A 20,915-nucleotide genomic window follows, 5' to 3' on the forward strand; every position below is an offset into this window, starting at 1 on the left:
TAAACAGCATACCGAATAATCCGCCTAAGATCAAAAAAAAAGCATCACCGCGAGGGGTGATGCTTCTTTCCTATTTCTTGTTTCTTATTTAATTTCAATCGATTTTGCCGTTCCGTTTTCGCCCTTGACCTGAACAAGTTGTCCAGCCTTCAGCAGCGATGCATCCCCGGTAATTGCAACGTTTGCATCGACATTATAAATAAGGACAACCGTCTGAAAGTTTTCAATACGCGAGATCGAAATCGTCGCAAGCTTCGCTTGTGCGTTGAACGTAAGCGTATTAATGACGCCTAGCTCCGAGAAGGAAATAACTTCAGGAGCAGACTTCGTAACCTCAATGAAGACGACTTTATTGAGGTATGTACGTACAAGCACCTCATCACCCGCACGCAGCGCGCTTAAAGGCGATTTCTTATCATCACGGAAAATGAACACATTCGAGTCAATCGCTAAAACAGCTTCCGTGTTATCCGCTTTTACCAAAGTCAGCTTGTTATCCGCAGGTGCAGCTTTCAGCTTGCCTGTAATCGCTTGCGCATCCTGATCCGGCATTTCCGTATCTGTACGATCCAGAAGCGCTGCGAGTTCTGCACGGGAAACCGGTTGGTTCGGACGGAACGTTTTGCCATTCTTATCATTATAACCCGTAATAATACCTTTTTGCAGAGCAAGCGCAACATATCCGACAGATCCTGCCGGGATCTCCTTCGCATCCTTAAAGTCCAGCTTCGTATTATTGAGAGCCTTTGCCTCGTCTTCCAATTTAAGCGCTTTAATAAGAAGGATCGTAGACCACAGTCTTGTTGCATTCGCTTCCGGCTTCACTTCTGTTTCCGTTTCGGAGAACAGATCATTTTCGAGTGCCACAGCTACGTAACCGACAGCCCATGGATATTTGCTTTCGATTTTTTTAGCGTCTTTGAATTGCAGGTCGGTGTTCATTTCTGCTGCCGATTCTGCTTGCTCACGAAGACCCATCAATCTAACCGCAGCAGTCAATGTCTCAATGCGGCTAATTTTTTGATGCGGTTTAAATGTTCCATCCTCATAGCCGGTAAATACACCCTTCGACGCCAGTCGCATAATGTATTCCATAGCCCATTTCAGGTCATCCTCGTCCTCGAATTGCCACGTTATTTTATACTTATCATCATCTTTATCGTCTTTGTCCTCATGACGTTCTCTATCATCGTCACGATCCCCATTACCGCCATCTGCAAAAGCTGACGTCGCTCCGCCTGCAAGCATTAGCAGTGCAAGCGAGGAAATTGCTGTCTTTTTCCACATTGCTTGTTTCATTAAGAAAGCCACACTCCTTTTTTCGATTGCGGATTTTGCCGCTTTTTACCTTCGCCCATACGTTTCGGGAGGGGGTAATCGATTTAAGAGGGTGGCTGTCAAAATAAATTTATTTTATTGTTTCTTCTCATCCTCGCGTTTAGCTTTCAACCATTTTGGAGCGCCCTTGTTTTTGCCTTCGCGCTTGCGCTCCACCTTCTTAGGAGCAGGCTTTGGAGCCGGCTTTGCCGCTCGCTTCGGTTCAGCCGACGCTATACGTGCTTTAACCGCTTCCGTCTTCGGTTCCGCCGATGCTATGCGCGCTTTATCCGTTTCCGGCTTCGCTTCCGCCGCTGCGCGAGAAGGCTCCTTTCGCTCAATCGGCCGCTTCGCCCGCGGTTCATCCGAACGCTCTGCGAGCTTGGCCTCATGACGAGCCGCAAATGGACGTGTCGCTTCCCTTATCTCTTCCTCCGTAAGCAGCTTGCCTCTAAACATCGTTCGTTCCGTCAAATCAATGCCGAGCTGCTTCCGGAATTTCTCCATAATGAACAGCTCCTGCGGCGTCACGATCGATACGACCGTACCTGCACGTCCCATTCGGCCGGTGCGGCCTGCTCTATGCACATAATGATCCGCGTCTGCTGCCGGATCAAGCTGAATAACGAGCGGCAGACCTTCAATATCGAGACCGCGAGCCGCAACGTCAGTCGCAAGCAGCAGCTGGCAGCGTCCATCACGAAAACGCGTTAATGTAGCTGCCCGGCGCTGCTTGTCCGCATCGCCATACAGAGCCTCAACGGTAAAGCCTTCATAGCTGAGCTTCGATTCCCAGTTCGATATGTTGTCGGTATCATTCAGGAAGAGCAGCGCAGATGCCGGGTTCAGCAGGCGGACAAGGCGCCTCGCCGTATCCGTCTTGTCCCGTTTATCGCTAACGATATAAAAATTGTCGACCGTTTGCGATACGCGGTGCTCAGGCGTAATTTGGATGCGCTCCGGATTTTTCATCCAGCGTCCTTCGAAGCGAGCCATTAGATCAGGATACGTCGCGGAGAAGAAAGCGATTTGCCGGCCTTGGCCCACACTATGCAAAATAATCTCGACCTCTTTCGTCGAGCCGAGCTGAAACACCTGATCCGCTTCATCAATAACGACGTTGTTGACGTCATTCAATTTAAGCTTGCGCAGCTTTAGCAGCTCATGAATTCTTCCAGGCGTTCCGATAACGAGATGCGGACGCAGCTTCAGCTTCTCGACCTGACGCTTCAGCGCCGCTCCTCCAATCAATTGCTGAACGCGTATGTCCAACGGCTCCGCGTACGCTTCCGCTACGCGAACGATTTGCATCGCAAGCTCCTGCGTCGGAGCCAAAATAACCGCTTGTATCGCATTCGAATACGAATTTAGCTTCTGAAGCAGCGGCAATAAATAAGCCAGCGTCTTGCCGGTGCCTGTTTGCGACCTTGCTGACACGTTGCTGCCTCCAAGCAGAATCGGAATCGTCTCGGCCTGTACATCCGTTGGCTCTACAATTCCGTTTGCAACAAGCTTATTCGCCAGCAGCTCATTAATACCAATCTCATTCCAAGTGTACTTGCTCATTCTTTAATCCTCTCTCATTCCAGCCTTTATTTTCGATTCAATAAACCGCCGAACAGCCGATCGACCGTTCGTGGCAGCAATTGATAAAGCTTTATACCCATAGATGCTGTTTTCGGCAGGTCAAGCTCAGCCTTTCTACGCTCGATCAAACGAATAATCCGTTTGACGACGTATTCTGGCTTCATCATAAACCAACTGACATTTTTCACGTAAGAGCCTGAAGGATCAGCCTGCGAGAAAAAAGGAGTATCGATCGGACCCGGATTAACTGCAGACACCTGAATTCCCTGCCCGCCTAGCTCCATCCGAAGCGAATTGGTAAAACCGAGTACGGCATGCTTCGTAGCGGTGTAGCTGGTTGATTTCGCGGTGCCTATTTTTCCTGCCAAGGAAGCGATGTTAACGATATGCCCGCTCCCTTGTTTCACCATATGAGGAATAACAGCCTTTGTGCAGCGCACGACCCCCATATAGTTTGTGTCCATCATTTGTTCAAAGCTTTCCACAGGCATGCTCATAAAATACTCGAATTGGCCGTAACCGGCATTATTCAGCAATATATCTATTTTTCCGTATTCCGCAATGACAGCCTCCACCGTTTGCTTTACTTGTTCGTTATCAGTCACATCCATCTGATAGAACGAGCTTTTTCCCTTTATTGCAGCAGATGTCTCCTTCAACTTCTGTATGTTTCGCCCGGTCAGCACAGGGATCGCACCCCGTTCAGCCAGTCTTATTGCGGTTAACGCTCCGATTCCGCTTGATGCTCCGGAGATGAAAACCACTTTACCATTTAACATCCAACATCACCCATTTACAAGTTTACTTGATTGGTATTACAGACGCAAAAAAAGCTCCCTAAGGAGCCATTTCTGTGCTAAGATGCGATTAAAACTTGGATGTCGAGTTCTCCGATGCCTTCCATAATGAGCGGGACCGTCAACGCCTTCTGTGTGGAAAAGCCTGCCGATTGAGCAGACTGGATAACCTTCGGAGGTGTAATATCTACTCTAACCCCCTGGTTAAACAGCATCGTGCTGGCATTTCCGCTAATCATGTTGCCAAGCTCAGAAATTGCGCTCTTTACGATTTCGTCGATTTCAGAAATAACGTATCCACCCATCATCGCAGAAACCATTTTCATAGCTACCTCTTCACTGAGCCCGAATACAATATCACCGTTCATCTGTCCGTTGAGCCCGATTTGAATCCAAATGTAGTTCTCTACAAATTTAATATCTTTGAGACCAAGTTTTCCTGTCTCAGGACGAATTTGTACGACTTGCTCAATTACGATTTTTGCAGATTCAAGAAACGGATTTATGTATTCTGCCTTCATTATGAAGATACGCTCCTTTTTGACAAAATTCGCGCTTTGTCTAATTTAATTTTTATTATACTTAATTACCTAGGACAAGTATACTATTAAATGAATGTATATCAAAAGAACTAAAATCCCTTAACGAAAACTGTAGAATTATGTATATGCATGGAGGTGTCTCTTCAATGCCTAATGTGTGGGCTCATTTCATATTCGGACAGCTAGTGCTTGAAAAGCTTGGGGAAACGCGACTTATTCAGTCCGACGAACAAAAAAATATTTTTAATATGGGCTGCCAAGGACCAGACTTTTTATTTTATCATCGTTTTTTCCCATGGCAGCGAAGTGTGGCTTTAAACCGTTTAGGAACCGAAATGCATAACCGGAATTGCGGTCCGGTGCTCGTAGAAATGCTGGATTGCGTTAATGGCCGGTCAGCCTGCTCTACACGTCCTGATTCCTCTATCCTATATGCGCTTGGCTTTATTTTGCACCATATCCTTGACCGGAACCTGCATCCATACGTATTTAGCAAGTCAGGATTTCGCAAATGGGACCATCAGCGATTTGAAATTATGATGGATACGGTAATTGCACGCGAGCTGTGGGGAGTCGAAACGTGGAAGACCGCAGTTTGGAAGCAGATTGATACGAAGGGGGCTTTTCCCCTTGCGATTGTAGATGCATTCGAATCGATAACCGCGGCCTATTACCCGGAGCTGGCTCCGCTTATACGCCGTGAGGATTGGAATCAAGCAAACCGCGATTTTACGGCTGCGCAGCGTTTGTTCCATGATCCGACAGGGATACGCCGAAAGCTTACGTGTGGACAAATTGAGCCTTTTGTGTACAAGCGGGAAGCGCTGCATCTTGATGTCTTAAACCTGACGGAGCAGCCTTGGCTTGACCCGGTAGACGGCAGCACCTATCATCATGAAAGCGTATGGACGTTATGGGAGCAAGCCATAACTGATGCCGTCCAAGTCATAAGCGCTGTCCTCACTTGGTTAAGGGCTCATGAGGGTCCCCAGTATACAAAGGAGGATCGCATCCTTGTACGGCAGCTGCGCGAAGAGGCCATCGCTTTCATCGGCAACCGTTCCTATGAAACCGGTCTCATTTGCGACTCCGGAGCTGCGATCCGCTTTGCGGAAACGGTATGGGCCGACCAGCCCGGCATAACGAGGGCTCCTTAAATGTATAGGAGCCTCCGTCAGACCTGTGATTTAGCTAAACCGCTTTACTTGTAAGGCTTCTTCGAAAACGCAGCCTTATCAGCCGCAGCCGCTCATATAACACATCAACCGGTTTATCGAACTGGGAAGCTTCCGTTGTGCCGTATACCTGCTGCAACACAGGCTTTAAATATTTATCGCCTACCTGTGAAAGAGCTTCCCATACGAGCTGCTGCTCATTCTCAGGCACCTCATTCAGCTCTCTCGTAATAAGCGGTTCAAAATCATAGCCCTCCCGCTCCAGCTGCTCGATCCGGTCCATCAGCTCGCGTCTTGACAGCTCCAGCTCAGCCCCGAGCTGCTCAAGCGTGCCGCCCTGCTGCACCGTCGTCAAGATATGCTTTTTGGCCAGCTGTCGGTCCATCAATGCTTTATATTTCGTTTCCTTTTGTTTATACAACCACTGCGTATATGCCGCCGAATCGAGTTTTTCCTCAACCCATTGCAGCGGAAATTCCGATTCACGGCTGGCCTCTCCCGTTATCTCCAGCACTTCCAGCCCATAGGAGGCATGCTTAGCGCTGCCCCAGCCGGGTATTTGAGTCAGCTCTTCCGCCGTCCTCGGTACGAAAGCGCTAATCATCCATAGCATCCGATTGGTAGCGATAAGATAAGCCGAACGCTTCTCTGCGATCGCCTTGGTTCGGCGCCATTCTCGCAGCGATTGAAAGAGCTCCTGATCGGCATGGAGCTCGCCATAGCATTGCAGCATCATTACGAAGCTGCCTGCGAAAGTACGGCGGTCATCCAGCATGCCGTCAATGATCGGTGCATAGCCTTCCCCCATCACCCTTGCAATCCCGTGCCGAAAGGCCACGATCATTTCCTCCCACGACGTGCCTTCGAACCAGGTTTGCTGATCGCCGCCATCCTCCTCGCCCTCCACCCACATGACTGCCCATACGCCCTGACTCTCGCAAATAGACAGCTGGGCGCTCACGACATGATTACCCTCGCCGGGCTTCTCGAACGTGTTCAAAAATACGATTTGCATGTTTGCCTCAATCCTCCAATAAATAGATGTAATCGCGAATGTATTGAACGGCAGGGCGGTATTCCGGACAGTAGGCCAGAATGCCGGAAACAAAAAAAAGCACCTCCTTTGCCTAAGGCAAAGGAGGTGCTTCCTCACTCACGTTCAATGATTCGATTGCTTTTATGCTATCATAATGATTTCTTTATTACAAGCATTTTGTTGTTGTATAATGATTGTATTAATGGAGTGGAGGCTATACAACATGCTGCTGCCTGATTTTGATTTTATGTCCGATTCAACGGAAGAAACTTCAACGAGATACGTAACGTTTATCGGTCCTAGCTTGAAACGCTTTGACCTTGCTATTACGTCCACTAACCGTTTTTATGGCAAGAAGCTGGTTACCGACCTGCAGTTTGGCAAAACAGCGATTATTGGCCCTGATGACTTGGAAGAAGAAGGCTATCTTGAATATACGTTTAAGCTTACGGAGGAAGAAGCTGCCGAGCTCGTTCAATTCTTATACTTTGTTGTCGGTACGGTGCATTTTACCGATTAATCGGGGTACACTGAAATGGTAGTACATTACCATTTCAGGAGGAGTTTGCTGATGGATCGGTTTACACATGAGAATCGCCAGCCGTATACAGATGTATCGACAGTAGAATCGCAGCGTAACGACCTCATTCCGGAGGAGTTCCCGGATGGCCCGTATGGCTCTGACCTGCGGATGGAATCTAAAGGCAAGAGCACACCATGGAGAATTGACCAGCGGTCACTGAGCCCCTTCAGCTATGAAAATCGCGCGCTTCATGCGGGATTGTCGCGTGACTACCCCGGAGAAGACGAGTACGGCCAACCATTTCCTGAAGTACATGACGAACCGTAAACACACAAAGCCCTTGACCGGCACGCAGTAATGCGTGCCAGCCAAGGGCTTTTTTCTAACGCCGCGTTGTAGTTTGATTCTCAATTCCGGAAGGCAAGCCGCTGAGATTCCGTATTTGAATAGCTGCGGCTTCCGGTTTATAGATCATGAACCGTTATTTCACTTCTAACCATAAACCTTGCATTAACGCCCGCTTGACCGATGCCTTTCGAGATGTAGAAAGCGCCGTTCTGTTCCGTATGCAGCCCTTTGTATATTCCTTTTGCGGCTAGAGGCCCCTTAGGCTTTAACGCAAAAAAGAACGGCACGTTCAGCTGCTTTCCATGCAGGTGACCTGCCATCAGATAGTCGTATGGGCGCTTAATATTAAGAAGCACATTAGGATCATGCGTAATGACCACAACCGGCTTTTCATTACCAACACCTTCGAAAGACCGTTCGGTCCTGCTGTGTCCGGTACTATCGTTATCGATACCGACCAATTGAAAATCGGGAAGCGATACGGACTCGTTAAGAAGCACCTTAATGCCGTATGCTTGAAATAAGTCGAGCAGCCGGTTTAGCCGGGGCAGGTCATAATCGTGATTACCTAAGACCGCAAAGACAGGAACGCCATAATTAGCAATGATTTTGAAATAATGTCCCGCGCGCGGCAGGTACCGTTCCTTGTATGTATAATCTCCGGTCAAAAAAATGTAGTCCGGCTTGTTCGCTTCAATAGCTTGCCGAATCCGCTGCGGGCTGACACGCAGCATATCTACGTGAAGATCGCTGATTTGCAATATACGTTTATGTATGCCAATCGGATGACGAACCCGCTCGATCTTCAACCATTGCGTCGGGAAAATAAAAAAGATATACAAGAGAAGCATGGATGCCACAATCGTTAGTAAAATATTCATGCGCGGCCCTCCTTTAACCGTTTAATTTTGAAAGCGCTTAATCGTTTTTATCCCTATATAGTCCCAGGCCTTTTATTCTACGTCGCTGTAAATCTTTATGTAATTCGACAAAAAATGTAATAATCTCTCATATATGTAAGACTAAAAGTGACAACATATGCATTTGGACTGCATTATAATACATATATTAAGAAAATGAGAAACATAGGGAGACGTTGATATGCGCTTAGTATTTGGGCACCTTAAACGCATGGAGTCAGTGGTGCAACCGTCCCAAAACCAATCGGGGGGACATGGGTATATGGTGCTTGCAAAGTCTGAAAACAATCAGGACCTGGATATGGAATGGGTAGCATTAATCATGGACGCTCGAACTTTGGGTTTAAGCAAAGAGGATATTCGCAAAGCCCTTCTTCTTCTTAAGGAAAACGGAAAGGATGATATGCAAGAAACAGCTGTCTAGGAATACATATCATCAATCGCGCTTAATTTTCCATTTGTTAAACTCTAAGAATTCTTTGAATTGATCTTTACTTACGCCAGAGGCCATAGCTTCTCTTACTAAATCAGCCCATTCATGGTCAAGATGGTCGGACTTAGACTCAGACTCATCGCTATTCAGTAATTCTTCTACACTAACGTTTAATACTCCGCTTACCTTTTCGAGAAACTGGATCGAAGGGTTCTGCTGAAGCCCTCGTTCAATTGAACTCAGGTAAGATTTTGCGATGCCTGCCCTTTGGGAAAGCTCAGTCAGGGAAAGACCGTTTCTCTTGCGCAGCATCTGAATGCGTTCACCAATCATAACAAACTCCTCCGTTATTACATCGTTGTAAACTACCCACTATTATAACGAATAATGTTCGATTGCGAAAGCATATAAGCAATGACTATTTTTTTGAAGTGGTCAAATTCCAATTTATAGAGTGTAGGATTGCCCCTGTCTTGAGCGTAGCTTAGACGTGATGTAATTACTTAATGGCACAAGTAATCACGGCTATTTTATGGGGCTTTCCTTCTCTTTTTTTCTTGTCGCAATACTCTCTTATTGTCTAATCCTTAGTCCCCTCGATTGAATTATCGCATTCCTTTATGGTAACGCTTACATAAATAAACATATTAATTAACTCTTTGTCCAGTTCTGATGCTCAATTGAATCTCCCTGCCAACAGCGAACATCCGCAACTAATAACCCATCATTTCCACGGCTTTCCATTCATTACTGACTCATGCCACCCTTATCTCAATTTCACATTCTCTTGGGGCTATAGGCAAAATCGTTCTAGACCTATAAAGATAAGGGCATCGCATAGTCTGAATAGCATTCCTGCGTACCGCCTACGATATCAATATCCGCTTCTTGGCTCTTCATGCTCGCGTATTCCTTGCATTGACCCAGAGGAATCGTTGTATTATAAAAACCTGTTTTGAAAATCTTCTCAGCATTTCCTTTCGCCGTGATTGATTTACATTCAACACAATATACCATATCCGTGTTAACCATCATTGACTCCTCCTAACCTACATCCAAATGTTGCATTATGTTACAATATGTATTCGTTATTCATTATATGATACAAAGTGTAACAAATCAATGGTTAGGTGCTTTTTCTTGCGAATACGTGGGACTGCCCACTTGATCATGAACGATCGATAACGAATGTTTTTCTTGAGCTAACACCAATAATGTTTTCACAAAATTATTTCCATGCGCTCCGTAAACCCATGAGGTTCGTACAATAAAATATTGGGAATTTAATACAACTACTACGATATTCCTAATGCCGAAAGTATTAATCGCGAAAGCAATCGACAGTTTCCTTTAGAATATATTCACTCTCTGGTCCCTTTAACCAAATAATAATTCTGCTTCAGTAAGCTTAGGATGTTTGTTATCTTTATCCGATAGAATCGGCGTCCGTACCGGCCAATCAATAGCAAGGTCATCGTCATTCCAAAAAATTCCCCGATCGTGCTCCGGTGAATAATATTCATCAACTTTATAAAAAACTTGTGTATTACTTTCAATCGTACAAAAACCATGCGCAAAGCCTTTTGGCACAAGAAGCTGACGCTTATTAGCTTCACTGAGGATAACCCCTATCCACTGCCCTAAGGTTGGCGAACTCTTTCGTAAATCGACCACAACATCATAGATAGAACCTGCAACAACTCGCACAAGCTTTGTCTGAGCTTTGGGATCTAACTGATAATGTAAACCTCTTAGCGTACCTGCTTCAACTGACAATGAATGGTTATCTTGAATGAAATTATAGATGATTCCAGCGGCTTCGAATTTGTGTTTGTTGTAGCTCTCCATAAAAAAACCTCGATGATCTTGATGTACCTCAACTTCTATTAACAACACGCCTTCTAATTTCGTAGTTTGAATGTTCATTACTAGTCCTCCTCGTTTTGTTTGCTATCTAGCACAAGGCTGGTATAATAGTGACTGATCTGAGGCTATACTATATTTTATTCATTCTTAATGATTGTGAGGAACCTATTGATGACTAAATACGGTGACAGGATTGCCATATTGCGTGTAAAACACGCGCTAACCCAGGAGGAATTAGCTAATAAGCTGGGCATTACGAGAGCTGCGCTGTCGCACTATGAAACCTCTAGAAGAGAGCCGGATTATGTTACCATCAATAAAATTGCGTCCTTCTTTAAGGTTTCCATAGATTATTTACTAGGCAGAACCGATAAACCGAACCAATTACTTGACCAAAATGTGAGGGACTTTATAGATCATTTGGAGTTATCGGACGATAATATCCTGGAGAAATTTTCTTTAATGTTGGACGGAAGGAAATTAACGCCCGAAGAGGCAAAGCGTTTCATTGCTTTTGTGAGGGCTGAACGTTCTCTAGAGTAAGATTCTTTTTTCTCGTCAGGACCATTTGACTACCAATGTATTTTAAAGTCACAGGTTTAGCCGCGCCTCATTTAAGATCCGATATACCCGAATACGTTTAATTGGTTTTCCTGTTCTCTGAGAAGGGAAGAGGAAAGTGTTATCATCCTTGTACATTACGTATTCAAGAATCCATTCCTTCAGTTTCTCATTCGTTTCTGCTTGCTCATTTCGGATGCTTTCGCCTCAACTCGGCCGCATCATCCCTATCCAGCACACGGTTACTATTCATTATTTTTCGAAGTTGTTCCTCGGTATTTTTGGTATGAATCATTTCACCCCAGGTCATAAACCAGACGTATTTGTTCTGGTTCCCTTCCAAAACATCTGTTCCTGGCATCTGTCCATTCTCCCCAATCGCAATCGGCTTGCCGTCAGCTAGTGCGTCCAATTCATCATGGTAGCTCTGTTTGTAGTCGTTGTCGTAAATATCGACGGCCAGAACGTCTACCATATCAAATCTGGGATAATATGCCGGATAAGCGTCACATTCCGGCTTTGGCGCATTCGGATTCCATACCCACACCAGATTATCAAGTCCGTAGACACTAACGTACCTTTCGTACATAATTGACCAAAGCTTCGTGTAATCACTCTTTTTCCCCCACCAGAACCAGCCACCGTTCATTTCATGATAAGGACGCCACAGCACCGGCACGTTGGCTGCCTGAAGCTTCTTCAAATAGATAGCAACGTTATCCAAGTCGGCAATCAGACTCTTATACTCCTCTGTACCCGGTGTTACAACCCTGTTGAATTCCTGCTGAGTGGTCTGTCGCTGAACATTTTTCCACTCTAATGAAGCTCCAGGATAGGCCGCATGATACATCATCGTCACAATGCCTCCCGTGGCGTTCCAAGCGATCGCATCTTGAACGATGCTTTCTCTCTGTTTTTGGATAGTTTCTGCATTCTGCCCAAGAATACCGCCCAGCTCATAGCCGTGAACAGCCGGATATTTTCCGGTCACCCGCTTCGTATATTCGACATACTGGTCCGGATTCTCTAGAAAGTCATGCTGACCCGTAAGGATACCTTGCCCTTTCATACTATACAAGCTGTCCAAGAGCTCCAATGCTTCCGGCGACCTGTATGGATGGATAGGCTCAATTTTTTTTACATCTGACACTAGCAGCGAACCCAACGGTAAGATGCATATTAAAAATAAAATAATTACCAGCCTTGGAAGCAACGGTCGAACCAGCGGCTCGGAACTCCGAAGCTTTACGGACATCATACTCACCTCGCGATTACTGAAAAGGAGCCTGACTGTTCGCAAACGATCAGGCTTATACTTATAGAACATACTTCCTCCTCTTTCTATGCCAGTCTAAGGTCATCCTTATACGCGGATTGGTTCACAATATGCTGCCAAGCATACGTAGCGATGCTTTCGGGGATATCCACATCGTTCCATGTCAACACTTCTCCCTCCTCCAGAGGTCGGCGAATCACGGCACCCGTCAATAATCCGATCGGCACATGGTCCGGCTGCTGCTGGATATTTACGCAAATCCCGCGGACTTCAAATGAACCTACGCCTCTTTCGATAATCTCACCAGACTGCAGCTTGCGCTTGGCCACAGCTGCGATCGACACCGTCGGCCGGACGCTGTTATTTAACAGTACCCCCCCTCCGCTCAGAACGCGTCGAATCGTTTTTACGACTTCTAGATGGCACAGGTGAAACGTCGTATACAATGTATAGAAGGGACCGTCGCCCAGCTTTAAGTATTTCAAATAATCCCGGTGGCGATCGTCGTGCTCAGCTGCAATAAACACGCCTGCCGGTGATTTGGGCGACAGGATGTAGTCGGAAATCGGGTAACCCAGGTTCTTGGACATCAACGCGAGCGCTTCCGAGCCGCTGCGAACGTCATCGCAAGGTATACCTATTAGACCCTGTTCGGCAATCGATGCACCGAGGCCGTTAGCTGTTAGCGCCTGTTCGATCTGAACCTTTGTGCCATCAGTAAACGATACCTGCAGGCCGAGATTGAGACCCTGCTTGTGTGCCCAGTACAACATATCTTCCTTCGAAGGCTTCAGATTCAAAAATCCTTTGATATTGCCGTACACAAGCGGCTTAAATCCCATGCTGACGACATTCTCATGCAGCGCCGCCAAGCAGCCCGGCTGATCGCCCTCCGCTTCAGTAATAAAGCCTTTACCGGCCAGGTATGATCCCGTTGTGACCTGAAGGTCGGCATTAATCGTAATGACCGGCACACCCGCTTCCATAATGCGCAGTATCGTATTCGTGCCATAAATAACGTCTCCGCAGCACTCGACGATCAGATCGGCGTTCGCGATCAGCTCATCAACCGAGTTTGTGAGCCGGTCCTTCAACGGAAAATCGGAGCAATGATCGATCACCCTGCGGGTCAACACTTTGGATACCATCAAGCCGTAAGCTTTCTCAATTTCAATTACTAAACCTTTCGAAATAAACCCTGTTCCGATAACTCCGATACGATTTACACGTTCCATCATTCAACGTTCCCCCTCATTAGTATTGTGTGGATACAACAGCTATTTTGGCAGTGGATTCAACGCGTTTCCAGGTATTGGTGTTGAAACAGAATTGCTTTAAGACACGAGCCGGAACGCCTGCTGCGATACAGAACGGCGGGATCGTTCCCGTCACTACGCTGCCGGAACCGATAATCGATCGTTCACCGATGTTTGAACCTGCCAACACGGATACGCCTTGACCAAGCCAAACGCCTGGTCCGATCTCAGTCGGGGACGATTCAATCGGCTGATGCAGATAAGGCTTGCCAAGCGGATTCGTTCCGTGGTTGTTATCTGAGATAAAGCTTCCGCCCGCAATAAGCACATCGTCGCCGATTATGAGCGAAGTTGAACCGGAAATTGTAACATTTTGGCCCATAACAACCCGGTTTCCAATTGTCACCACGGTGTGTCCATCCTCCGGCCGCACCGGATGAGCCTCGATACGCGCACACGTACCGATAAACACCCGTTCCCCGATCTCAATATTCTCAGTGTTATGAGGGTAGAAAGGGGCAGATATGCAAGAATTCTTGCCTAACTTTTTAAACATCATTTTAAACCATAGCCGTGTGAGAAGACTGTTCTTCTTATTTCGTAAGGTCTTATGAATCTTGCTTGCCCGCAGCATGTTCATCTCTCCAATCCTGAATCATTCGCCTTCGCAAGAGGACATACTAGCTACTCCCGGATGGCAAACTCCATAATATCCTTCCAATCCATTGTGAGCCGGACGGTATCATCCTCTGTCAGAACCGGACCGTACTGCACTTCGATTAGTTCCAGATTCGTGAAGGCTCGGATACTGTGTTTGGCGCCGCAGGGGATTTGGAGTACATCGCCCGCCTTTATCGGAATAAACTTTTCGTTCATCACGAATTCACCCTCGCCGGTAATAACGGTCCAAACCTCACTGCGCCTAGTATGCATATGGTACGACATGTTATTGCCGGCTGTTACACAAGTCCGCTTGGTGAGCACCTCATATTCAATCCCGCAGCTTGAGAAATCGATCACGCGGTAGTGACCCCATCGGCGTTCCTCATACATCGGCCTTATGTTAATATCCTTCATGACGTCCTTGATACGAGGAGAGGCGCACTTCTCCGTGACCAGAATGCCGTCCGGACTCGTCGCAATGACGACATTCGAAAGCCCAAGCACAGTAACGGGAATGTCCAACTCGTTAATCAGATGCGTATTCACGGAATCTTCAGAGATGATACCCTTCCCGAGCACAGGAGATGCGATTTCCTCGGTCAGTGTATTCCAAGTGCCGAGATCTTTCCATGTCCCATTGTAAGACACAGCCGTTACCCGCTCCGCCTTCTCGACAACTTCATAATCGAACGAAATTTTGGCCAGTTGGTCATATTTATTGACAAGCTCTTCGTAACGAATCGGAAGCTCCTTCTGAATCAACAGGTTTATCAAGTAATCCAGCTTGAAGGCGAATACACCGCAATTCCACAAAGCACCTTGTGCGATCAATGCTTCCGCTAGCTCCTGAGAAGGCTTCTCTTGAAAATGGCTCACTGTTCGGTACGAGATTCCGCTGTGTAATGCCACCGGCTCTCCCGCCCCCTGTACGATATAGCCGTATTTCTCTGACGGAAACGTCGGTTTCACGCCGATTAATGCAATATCCGCTGCTCCAGCCTTAATAACAGACTCTAGTTCCTTGACCGTTTCAAAGAAGCGGTCTTCGACGAATGGATCGACAGGAAGAATCGTGATGACTTCCTCCAGTGATACCGATGCGATCGAATACAAGTAGGATGCCGCTAGCGCGATTGCCGGAAAGGTATCCCGCCGAGACGGTTCGATAATTAGGCGTACATTGCCATTGATTTGCGTTTGCAGCATCTCTACCTGCGAGCGGCATGAAGCTATGTACGACGATTGATGTAAGTTGGCGTAAGCTAGCTGACGCCATACCCGCTGCACCATAGATTCCACCCCGCCCTCGGGGCTGCGAAGTACTTTGAGAAATTGTTTTGAACGTGAATCATTGGACAACGGCCACAGTCTTTTGCCGGATCCTCCTGATAGTAGGACTAACTTCATCTCTCACACTTCTTTCACTCGATTTATTTTTTGGGTCTTCATCTTATCGCTCAGCATACCGGATAACCAATTCCAATCTTCTACAGGACTAATCAGCTTTGGAAACCCGACCTTCAAGCTAAGCGGATAATGCAGTACGATATAAATGAACCGTCCAAAACCAGCGCAAAGCAGCGCCAAACCGGCACCTTTAATGCCATAGATCGGAATTAGCAGGTACATCATCGGCACCGTGACTAAAACGCCAATCGCGTACATGCCGGTTACTACACCGGGTTTATTGAGTGCCATGAAGGCTTGCGATAAAATCATGCACGCACCGAGCAAAATAACCTCAAAGATTAGAATGCGGAACACTTGTACCGCCGAGGTGAACTCCGGCCCGTAAAACAGCTTCAATACATACGAGGCAACCGGCATGGCTGCGCCAGCCGCCAGCAGGGAAATGAACGTCGATATGCGGAACGCCCGCAGTGTCATCGACACAGCCTCTTCCTTGCTCATGCCGGAAGCTTTTGGAAACAGGATCAGCGATAACGATTGTGAAAAAATATTCGCCATCCGAGAGAGAGAAACGGCTACCACGTATAAGCCTAGCTCCTTCGATGCGAGCAGACGGATTACGATAAGCTGATCGATATACAAGCCGAGGTTGCCGAGCAGATCAATCCCCATCGATCCGATTCCGTACTTTACGTTTCGTTTGAATGATTCAGCGAGTCCTTTCAGCTTCGGGCGGTAAATGCGCAGTAAACGGACCGTCATCCATAACATGACTGGTACATTTGCCGACAAATAAGAAACGGCTGAGGTGAAGGGCGTCAGCTTGCCCAGGGCTACCAGCGTGAGCAGAGCGACCAGCGTCAAGCTCGGAACGAGATAACGTGTCAAGTTGAACAGCCAGAACTCCTCCCGAGCACGAAGCACCGCATTGTTGATGAAGCTAAAGAGCAGCACTGGCGAAGCAGCCATCGAAAGCTGTGCAAAGGTTATAACCTGCGGCGAATAGTCAGCCAACCACACCGGGATAAAAAAATAACCAACTGCGCAGGCGATGGCGCCGGCCGCGCAACTCATTACAAGCGCAGCTGTATACAGACGGCCGGCATCCTCTGGATATTTCTTTATGTTGTAGAGTACAGCGGAATGGATGCCGAACGTCAGCGCGAAGGCCATGAACTGCGGCCAGAGAATAATTGCGGCATTATCTCCTCGTCCATGCGGACCTAGATAGCGTGAGGTGAGAATACCGGTGAGCATGTTCAAACCAAGAATGAGTATAGAGACGAAGAAAGCCCGTATGGAGGTTGATGTCGTATCGCCCCCTTTCCATAACCGCTGCAGCTGCGAAGCAGCCCCTCTCGTCCGCAGCGCCATTGTTTTATTCAATTTCAAACACCTGCCTTTTACGGATTCCGTTGAATGCTGCCACTCACTGCACTAACCAAGCAGCTTTAATGCTTTTTCACGCTCCATAATGGCCTGCATCGCCTGAAGGAGCGGCATACGCAGTTCCTTATTTATAAGAGCAAAATCTAGCGTCGTCAGAATGAATCCGAGCTTCTCCCCAACGTCATAACGGATCCCATCGAAGTTATATGCATGCACCGCTTGCTGTTGGTTCAGCTTTTGGATGGCATCCGTCAGCTGAACTTCGCCGCCAGACCCGGTTTCCATCAATTCCAGGAACGGGAAAATGTCCGGCGTCAGCACGTAACGTCCCATTATCGCGAGATTGGAAGGAGCGTGACCGTGTTGCGGCTTCTCGATGAATGAGTTGACGCTGTATAAATTGCCCTTCGATTTCCCGGGGTCGATAATACCGTACCGATGCGTCTGATCATCAGGCACCGTTTGAACGCCGATAATCGAAGTGCCGGTCGCTTCATATTGGTTAATCAACTGCTTCAGGCAGGGGACCTGGGCCGATACGATATCATCGCCGAGCAGCACCGCGAACGGCTCATCGCCGATGAAACGGCGCGCGCACCAGACCGCATGACCGAGGCCGCGCGGCTCTTTTTGACGGATATAATGAATATCCACCTTGGCCGACCGCTGCACTTCCTTCAGCAGCTCCATCTTTCCTGCTTCCATCAGCTTGTGTTCCAGCTCGAACGCATTATCGAAATGATCCTCTATGGAACGCTTTCCTTTGCCAGTCACAATAATAATGTCCTCGATGCCTGACTGTACCGCTTCTTCAACAATGTATTGGATCGTTGGCTTATCAATAATCGGAAGCATCTCTTTAGGCATCGCTTTGGTTGCGGGAAGGAACCGGGTTCCAAGTCCTGCCGCGGGAATAATTGCTTTTCGGACAGTTTGCATCTTATTTTCTCTCCTCCATTTTTTTCTGTAGATACATTTTGTATCAACGAGAATATTAAAATACCTAACATAGCTCAATCCGTGCTCTAATCATTTTCCGCATGAACGGCGACCGCCCCTTTGGTTTAATGAAAAAATCCACCTTTAATATAACTAGCCATTATATAAACGGTATAATAATGCCATCTCGGTTGAAAGAGGAGCCTCGGGTTGAACTTTACGGCTTTCATTAGCGCCATAAACCCGCCCTTGTAATCGGAGCCGTATTTGACTACCTTATACGAATAGAATAAATACCTGTATCCCTTTATCAGGTTTAAGCTCCTTACGTCTGCCATCGCCTTATCGACGATTTTCAGTTCACTGATAAGCACCTTGTCGAACTTTTTAAAGCTATTGCTTTCGTGAATGCGATAGCTGACCAGATCCTCGTCGACGAGCACAAGCCTATTTCGTTTCAAGATACGAATCCACAGCTCCCAATCCTCTGCTACCGGTCCCCCCTCACTGCCCCTTAGCTCCGTATCGAAGCCCCCAAGCTCAAGGAGTTGAATACGATCCATCATCACCTGCGAAGGCGTTGCGATCGGATTGACGATACACATCTGCTTCAGTTCAAAGCTCTTGACGCGGCTCTTCATAATTTTTCGCAAGCGTTTGCCCTCGCTATCGATGTAATAACCGTTCGCAACCACACCGAATACGCGTTCTTTGGCCAATCTCTCTGCCATTTTCGCAATGAAATCAGGGCTCAGCACGTCATCCTGATCCAGCGTTATCACGTAAGCGCCACGCGCTGCGGACAAGCCCTTGTTGCGGGCTGCGGCCGCCCCCTGATTGCTTTGCCGTATCACACGGATGTCAGGGAAATGTTCGGCGATCAACGCAACCGAGCCGTCTGAGGATCCGTCATCTACGATGATCACTTCGAAGTTCAGGTACGTCTGGTTGAACACACTGTATAGCGTTTCCCGGATGAATGTTACCCCGTTATATAAGGCGATGATTACAGATACGAGAGGAGCATCTTCGTCTTGCTTCAAGAGGTCCGCTCCTTTTTCAAGGGGCAGCCTCGAAATGCTGCGCCACCAATGTGAATGATCGACGTACCAGCGAATCGTCTCTTCCAGTCCTGTCTCAAACGTTATCTCAGGCCGCCAACCGAGTTCCATCTCGATTTTGCTCGGATCGATCGCATAGCGGCGATCGTGACCGAGTCGGTCTTCGACATAGCGGATCAACGATTCGTCCTTATCGAGCTGCTTCAGGATCGCTTTCACGATGTCTATATTCTTCTGTTCGTTATTTCCGCCAATGTTATACACCTCGCCATCGCGTCCGCGATGCAGGACGGCATCGATCGCTGAAGCATGATCGGTCACATGCAGCCAATCACGGACGTTCAAGCCGTCGCCGTATACCGGCAGCGGAATTCCGTCGAGCGCGTTCGTGATCATATGTGGAATTAGCTTTTCGGGGAATTGATATGGACCGTAATTGTTGGAGCAGCGGGTAATATTAACAGAGAGTCCGAACGTCTCATGATAGGAACGCACTAGCATATCAGCCCCCGCCTTAGAGGCTGCATAAGGGCTATTGGGCGCAATCAGCGACGTTTCAGTGAAATAGCCTTCCGGCCCAAGCGATCCGTATACTTCATCAGTCGATACTTGAATGAACCTGCGGATACCTCCGTTCTTCGCCGCTTCCAACAGTAACTGTGTACCCAGCACATTTGTCCGAACAAATACGCTCGGATCCCTGAGGGAACGGTCCACATGAGATTCTGCAGCAAAATTGACGATTGTGTCTATCCTGTGTTCATCAATCACTTTCGAGACGAGTTCAAGGTTGCCTATATCGCCTTGAACAAAGGTATATCGCGGATCCACTTCCACATCGGCCAAGCTGGCCAAGTTTCCGGCGTATGTGAGCAAATCCAGATTCACGATCTGATATTTCGGATAGCGTGTCAACATATACCGAATAAAATTGCTGCCGATAAAGCCGGCCCCTCCCGTTACAAGCAGTTTCATATCCACACCTCTTCAACCTCTCTCTAATGCGCTTGAGCGCAATTTATCGTTTCAGGCGATTCAAAGATAAAAACTGCTGCTGATCATTTTGCTATTAAAAGTCTCTTGTCAAATGCCAAGTCGTAAGCGTGACTGCGCAGTAAATCGTTCACATACGAAAGTGATTCGTGCGTGCCGGCATCTGTCCACCAGCCGTCCAGTACATCGAACTGCAGCTGCTTTTGCAGGAGGTAAGCATTATTCACATCGGTAATTTCCAACTCACCGCGACCCGACGGCTTCAGCGTTCGGATAATTTCGAAAACCCGGGAATCGAACATGTAAACACCCGTCACCGCATAGCTGCTTTTAGGTATTTTGGGCTTCTCTTCAATCGAAACAATGATTTTACCCTGCATCTCCGCTACGCCGTAGCGTTCTGGATCCTCTACTTGCTTGAGTAATATTTTGGCGCCACCATTGAAGGAAGCGACATACGGAGTGATGTTGTCAAAAAATATATTATCACCCAGAATGACCGTACACAGATCATCGCCGACGAATGTTTCCGCAAGTCCAAGTGCCTGTGCGATTCCTCCGGCTTCATCCTGCACCTTGTAGGAGAAAGTGACCTCAAATTCAGAGCCGCTGCCGAGCAAATTAACGACACTCCCCATATGTTCACGCCCGGTGACAATCAAAATATTTGTAATGCCAGCCTCTTTCAGCTTGTAAATCGCATGATAAATCATCGGATATTTACCAACCGGTAGCAGATGCTTATTCGTAACCTTTGTGAGCGGATAAAGCCTTGAGCCCGTGCCGCCTGCCAGAATGATCCCTTTCATTTTCCCCACTCCTC

General features: G+C 47.4%; 22 protein-coding genes, 2 pseudogenes and 1 riboswitch. Of the genes and pseudogenes, 5 read left to right on the forward strand and 19 right to left on the reverse strand.

The features are described 5' to 3' along the window. Positions 1 to 84 precede the first annotated feature (84 nt). The 4 genes from ASG81_RS03505 to ASG81_RS03520 form a co-directional block, all read right to left on the reverse strand. Positions 85 to 1,299: an S-layer homology domain-containing protein gene (locus ASG81_RS03505; RefSeq protein ID WP_056629262.1), complete on the reverse strand. Its 1,215-nt coding sequence runs from the start codon at positions 1,297 to 1,299 to the stop codon at positions 85 to 87. 114 nt (positions 1,300 to 1,413) lie between these two features. Then, positions 1,414 to 2,883 carry a DEAD/DEAH box helicase gene (locus tag ASG81_RS03510; RefSeq protein WP_056629264.1) on the reverse strand — a complete coding sequence of 490 codons (1,470 nt, stop codon included), beginning with the start codon at positions 2,881 to 2,883 and terminating at the stop codon, positions 1,414 to 1,416. A 26-nt stretch (positions 2,884 to 2,909) separates the two neighbouring features. Further along, a complete protein-coding gene (locus ASG81_RS03515; protein ID WP_056629266.1) occupies positions 2,910 to 3,683 on the reverse strand; it encodes an SDR family NAD(P)-dependent oxidoreductase in 774 nt (257 codons plus the stop codon). A gap of 77 nt (positions 3,684 to 3,760) precedes the next feature. Then, on the reverse strand, positions 3,761 to 4,222 hold the full coding sequence (locus ASG81_RS03520; protein WP_056629268.1) for a chemotaxis protein CheX: 462 nt from the start codon (positions 4,220 to 4,222) through the stop codon (positions 3,761 to 3,763). A gap of 167 nt (positions 4,223 to 4,389) precedes the next feature. Here ASG81_RS03520 and ASG81_RS03525 point away from each other — a divergent pair, with 167 nt between their 5' ends. Beyond that, positions 4,390 to 5,400: a zinc dependent phospholipase C family protein gene (locus ASG81_RS03525; RefSeq protein WP_056629269.1), complete on the forward strand. Its 1,011-nt coding sequence runs from the start codon at positions 4,390 to 4,392 to the stop codon at positions 5,398 to 5,400. Positions 5,401 to 5,434: 34 nt separating this feature from the next. Here ASG81_RS03525 and ASG81_RS03530 read toward each other — a convergent pair whose 3' ends face one another. Next, on the reverse strand, positions 5,435 to 6,526 hold the full coding sequence (locus ASG81_RS03530) for an HRDC domain-containing protein (RefSeq protein WP_235548715.1): 1,092 nt from the start codon (positions 6,524 to 6,526) through the stop codon (positions 5,435 to 5,437). Positions 6,527 to 6,677: 151 nt separating this feature from the next. Between ASG81_RS03530 and ASG81_RS03535 the strand changes: the two genes are divergently transcribed. After that, positions 6,678 to 6,974, forward strand: coding sequence for a DUF3055 domain-containing protein (locus tag ASG81_RS03535; RefSeq protein ID WP_200961414.1), 297 nt, complete (start codon positions 6,678 to 6,680; stop codon positions 6,972 to 6,974). 51 nt (positions 6,975 to 7,025) lie between these two features. Next, on the forward strand, positions 7,026 to 7,304 hold the full coding sequence (locus tag ASG81_RS03540; RefSeq protein WP_056629272.1) for a hypothetical protein: 279 nt from the start codon (positions 7,026 to 7,028) through the stop codon (positions 7,302 to 7,304). 137 nt (positions 7,305 to 7,441) lie between these two features. On the opposite strand, the gene ASG81_RS03545 is transcribed toward ASG81_RS03540, so the two are convergent. After that, the gene (locus ASG81_RS03545) at positions 7,442 to 8,206 is read right to left on the reverse strand and encodes a metallophosphoesterase (RefSeq protein ID WP_056629274.1); all 765 of its coding nucleotides are present in this window, start codon (positions 8,204 to 8,206) and stop codon (positions 7,442 to 7,444) included. 199 nt (positions 8,207 to 8,405) lie between these two features. Then, positions 8,406 to 8,489: riboswitch (cyclic di-GMP riboswitch) on the forward strand. An 18-nt stretch (positions 8,490 to 8,507) separates the two neighbouring features. On the opposite strand from ASG81_RS03545, the gene ASG81_RS03550 reads away from it, so the two are divergent. Then, complete coding sequence (locus ASG81_RS03550; protein WP_081417100.1) at positions 8,508 to 8,669, forward strand: anti-repressor SinI family protein; 162 nt, start codon at positions 8,508 to 8,510, stop codon at positions 8,667 to 8,669. Between the two features lie 12 nt (positions 8,670 to 8,681). On the opposite strand, the gene ASG81_RS03555 is transcribed toward ASG81_RS03550, so the two are convergent. The 4 genes and pseudogenes from ASG81_RS03555 to rfbC form a co-directional block, all read right to left on the reverse strand. Next, a complete protein-coding gene (locus ASG81_RS03555; RefSeq protein ID WP_056629280.1) occupies positions 8,682 to 9,011 on the reverse strand; it encodes a helix-turn-helix domain-containing protein in 330 nt (109 codons plus the stop codon). Positions 9,012 to 9,494: 483 nt separating this feature from the next. Continuing rightward, on the reverse strand, positions 9,495 to 9,713 hold the full coding sequence (locus ASG81_RS03560; RefSeq protein ID WP_155971162.1) for a DUF3973 domain-containing protein: 219 nt from the start codon (positions 9,711 to 9,713) through the stop codon (positions 9,495 to 9,497). A 96-nt stretch (positions 9,714 to 9,809) separates the two neighbouring features. Next, positions 9,810 to 9,965: pseudogene (locus tag ASG81_RS29560) on the reverse strand (sugar nucleotide-binding protein); the annotation flags it as partial. 90 nt (positions 9,966 to 10,055) lie between these two features. Then, positions 10,056 to 10,604 carry a dTDP-4-dehydrorhamnose 3,5-epimerase gene (gene rfbC / locus ASG81_RS03565; RefSeq protein ID WP_056629284.1) on the reverse strand — a complete coding sequence of 183 codons (549 nt, stop codon included), beginning with the start codon at positions 10,602 to 10,604 and terminating at the stop codon, positions 10,056 to 10,058. Positions 10,605 to 10,715: 111 nt separating this feature from the next. On the opposite strand from rfbC, the gene ASG81_RS03570 reads away from it, so the two are divergent. Continuing rightward, the gene (locus tag ASG81_RS03570) at positions 10,716 to 11,087 is read left to right on the forward strand and encodes a helix-turn-helix domain-containing protein (protein ID WP_056629286.1); all 372 of its coding nucleotides are present in this window, start codon (positions 10,716 to 10,718) and stop codon (positions 11,085 to 11,087) included. 205 nt (positions 11,088 to 11,292) lie between these two features. On the opposite strand, the gene ASG81_RS03575 is transcribed toward ASG81_RS03570, so the two are convergent. From ASG81_RS03575 to ASG81_RS03610, 9 genes and pseudogenes are all read right to left on the reverse strand, one after another. Beyond that, positions 11,293 to 12,255 carry a glycosyl hydrolase gene (locus ASG81_RS03575; RefSeq protein ID WP_162254988.1) on the reverse strand — a complete coding sequence of 321 codons (963 nt, stop codon included), beginning with the start codon at positions 12,253 to 12,255 and terminating at the stop codon, positions 11,293 to 11,295. Between the two features lie 191 nt (positions 12,256 to 12,446). After that, complete coding sequence (locus ASG81_RS03580) at positions 12,447 to 13,619, reverse strand: SAF domain-containing protein (protein WP_235548716.1); 1,173 nt, start codon at positions 13,617 to 13,619, stop codon at positions 12,447 to 12,449. Positions 13,620 to 13,635: 16 nt separating this feature from the next. After that, positions 13,636 to 14,046, reverse strand: a complete 411-nt coding sequence (locus ASG81_RS31570) for an acyltransferase (protein ID WP_162254989.1) — start codon at positions 14,044 to 14,046, stop codon at positions 13,636 to 13,638. Between the two features lie 275 nt (positions 14,047 to 14,321). Continuing rightward, positions 14,322 to 15,707 (reverse strand): sugar phosphate nucleotidyltransferase, encoded by a 1,386-nt coding sequence (locus ASG81_RS03590; protein WP_056629291.1) that lies wholly within the window; start codon positions 15,705 to 15,707, stop codon positions 14,322 to 14,324. Between the two features lie 3 nt (positions 15,708 to 15,710). After that, on the reverse strand, positions 15,711 to 17,096 hold the full coding sequence (locus ASG81_RS03595) for a lipopolysaccharide biosynthesis protein (RefSeq protein ID WP_056629294.1): 1,386 nt from the start codon (positions 17,094 to 17,096) through the stop codon (positions 15,711 to 15,713). A gap of 51 nt (positions 17,097 to 17,147) precedes the next feature. Beyond that, positions 17,148 to 18,038, reverse strand: a complete 891-nt coding sequence (gene galU, locus ASG81_RS03600; protein WP_056629297.1) for a UTP--glucose-1-phosphate uridylyltransferase GalU — start codon at positions 18,036 to 18,038, stop codon at positions 17,148 to 17,150. 125 nt (positions 18,039 to 18,163) lie between these two features. Then, positions 18,164 to 19,081 (reverse strand): glycosyltransferase family 2 protein, encoded by a 918-nt coding sequence (locus ASG81_RS32465; RefSeq protein ID WP_268795756.1) that lies wholly within the window; start codon positions 19,079 to 19,081, stop codon positions 18,164 to 18,166. Positions 19,082 to 19,114: 33 nt separating this feature from the next. Then, a pseudogene (gene rfbB, locus ASG81_RS32470) lies at positions 19,115 to 20,074 on the reverse strand (dTDP-glucose 4,6-dehydratase); the annotation flags it as partial. A gap of 83 nt (positions 20,075 to 20,157) precedes the next feature. After that, positions 20,158 to 20,901, reverse strand: a complete 744-nt coding sequence (locus ASG81_RS03610) for a sugar phosphate nucleotidyltransferase (RefSeq protein ID WP_056629299.1) — start codon at positions 20,899 to 20,901, stop codon at positions 20,158 to 20,160. Positions 20,902 to 20,915 lie beyond the last annotated feature (14 nt).

The sequence above is a fragment of the Paenibacillus sp. Soil522 genome (assembly GCF_001428245.1).
Lineage (GTDB): Bacteria > Bacillota > Bacilli > Paenibacillales > Paenibacillaceae > Pristimantibacillus.

Bases quoted from the DNA above. Each gene is read 5' to 3' on its own strand.
- ASG81_RS03555 (WP_056629280.1), bottom strand. From the start codon at position 9,011: ATGATTGGTGAACGCATTCAGATGCTGCGCAAGAGAAACGGTCTTTCC.
- ASG81_RS03535 (WP_200961414.1), top strand. From the start codon at position 6,678: ATGCTGCTGCCTGATTTTGATTTTATGTCCGATTCAACGGAAGAAACT.
- ASG81_RS03590 (WP_056629291.1), bottom strand. From the start codon at position 15,707: ATGAAGTTAGTCCTACTATCAGGAGGATCCGGCAAAAGACTGTGGCCG.
- ASG81_RS03505 (WP_056629262.1), bottom strand. From the start codon at position 1,299: ATGAAACAAGCAATGTGGAAAAAGACAGCAATTTCCTCGCTTGCACTG.
- galU (WP_056629297.1), bottom strand. From the start codon at position 18,038: ATGCAAACTGTCCGAAAAGCAATTATTCCCGCGGCAGGACTTGGAACC.
- ASG81_RS03570 (WP_056629286.1), top strand. From the start codon at position 10,716: ATGACTAAATACGGTGACAGGATTGCCATATTGCGTGTAAAACACGCG.
- ASG81_RS03515 (WP_056629266.1), bottom strand. From the start codon at position 3,683: ATGTTAAATGGTAAAGTGGTTTTCATCTCCGGAGCATCAAGCGGAATC.
- ASG81_RS03545 (WP_056629274.1), bottom strand. From the start codon at position 8,206: ATGAATATTTTACTAACGATTGTGGCATCCATGCTTCTCTTGTATATC.
- ASG81_RS03540 (WP_056629272.1), top strand. From the start codon at position 7,026: ATGGATCGGTTTACACATGAGAATCGCCAGCCGTATACAGATGTATCG.
- ASG81_RS03560 (WP_155971162.1), bottom strand. From the start codon at position 9,713: ATGATGGTTAACACGGATATGGTATATTGTGTTGAATGTAAATCAATC.
- ASG81_RS03550 (WP_081417100.1), top strand. From the start codon at position 8,508: ATGGTGCTTGCAAAGTCTGAAAACAATCAGGACCTGGATATGGAATGG.
- ASG81_RS03580 (WP_235548716.1), bottom strand. From the start codon at position 13,619: ATGATGGAACGTGTAAATCGTATCGGAGTTATCGGAACAGGGTTTATT.
- ASG81_RS03520 (WP_056629268.1), bottom strand. From the start codon at position 4,222: ATGAAGGCAGAATACATAAATCCGTTTCTTGAATCTGCAAAAATCGTA.
- ASG81_RS03610 (WP_056629299.1), bottom strand. From the start codon at position 20,901: ATGAAAGGGATCATTCTGGCAGGCGGCACGGGCTCAAGGCTTTATCCG.
- rfbC (WP_056629284.1), bottom strand. From the start codon at position 10,604: ATGAACATTCAAACTACGAAATTAGAAGGCGTGTTGTTAATAGAAGTT.
- ASG81_RS03525 (WP_056629269.1), top strand. From the start codon at position 4,390: ATGCCTAATGTGTGGGCTCATTTCATATTCGGACAGCTAGTGCTTGAA.
- ASG81_RS03510 (WP_056629264.1), bottom strand. From the start codon at position 2,883: ATGAGCAAGTACACTTGGAATGAGATTGGTATTAATGAGCTGCTGGCG.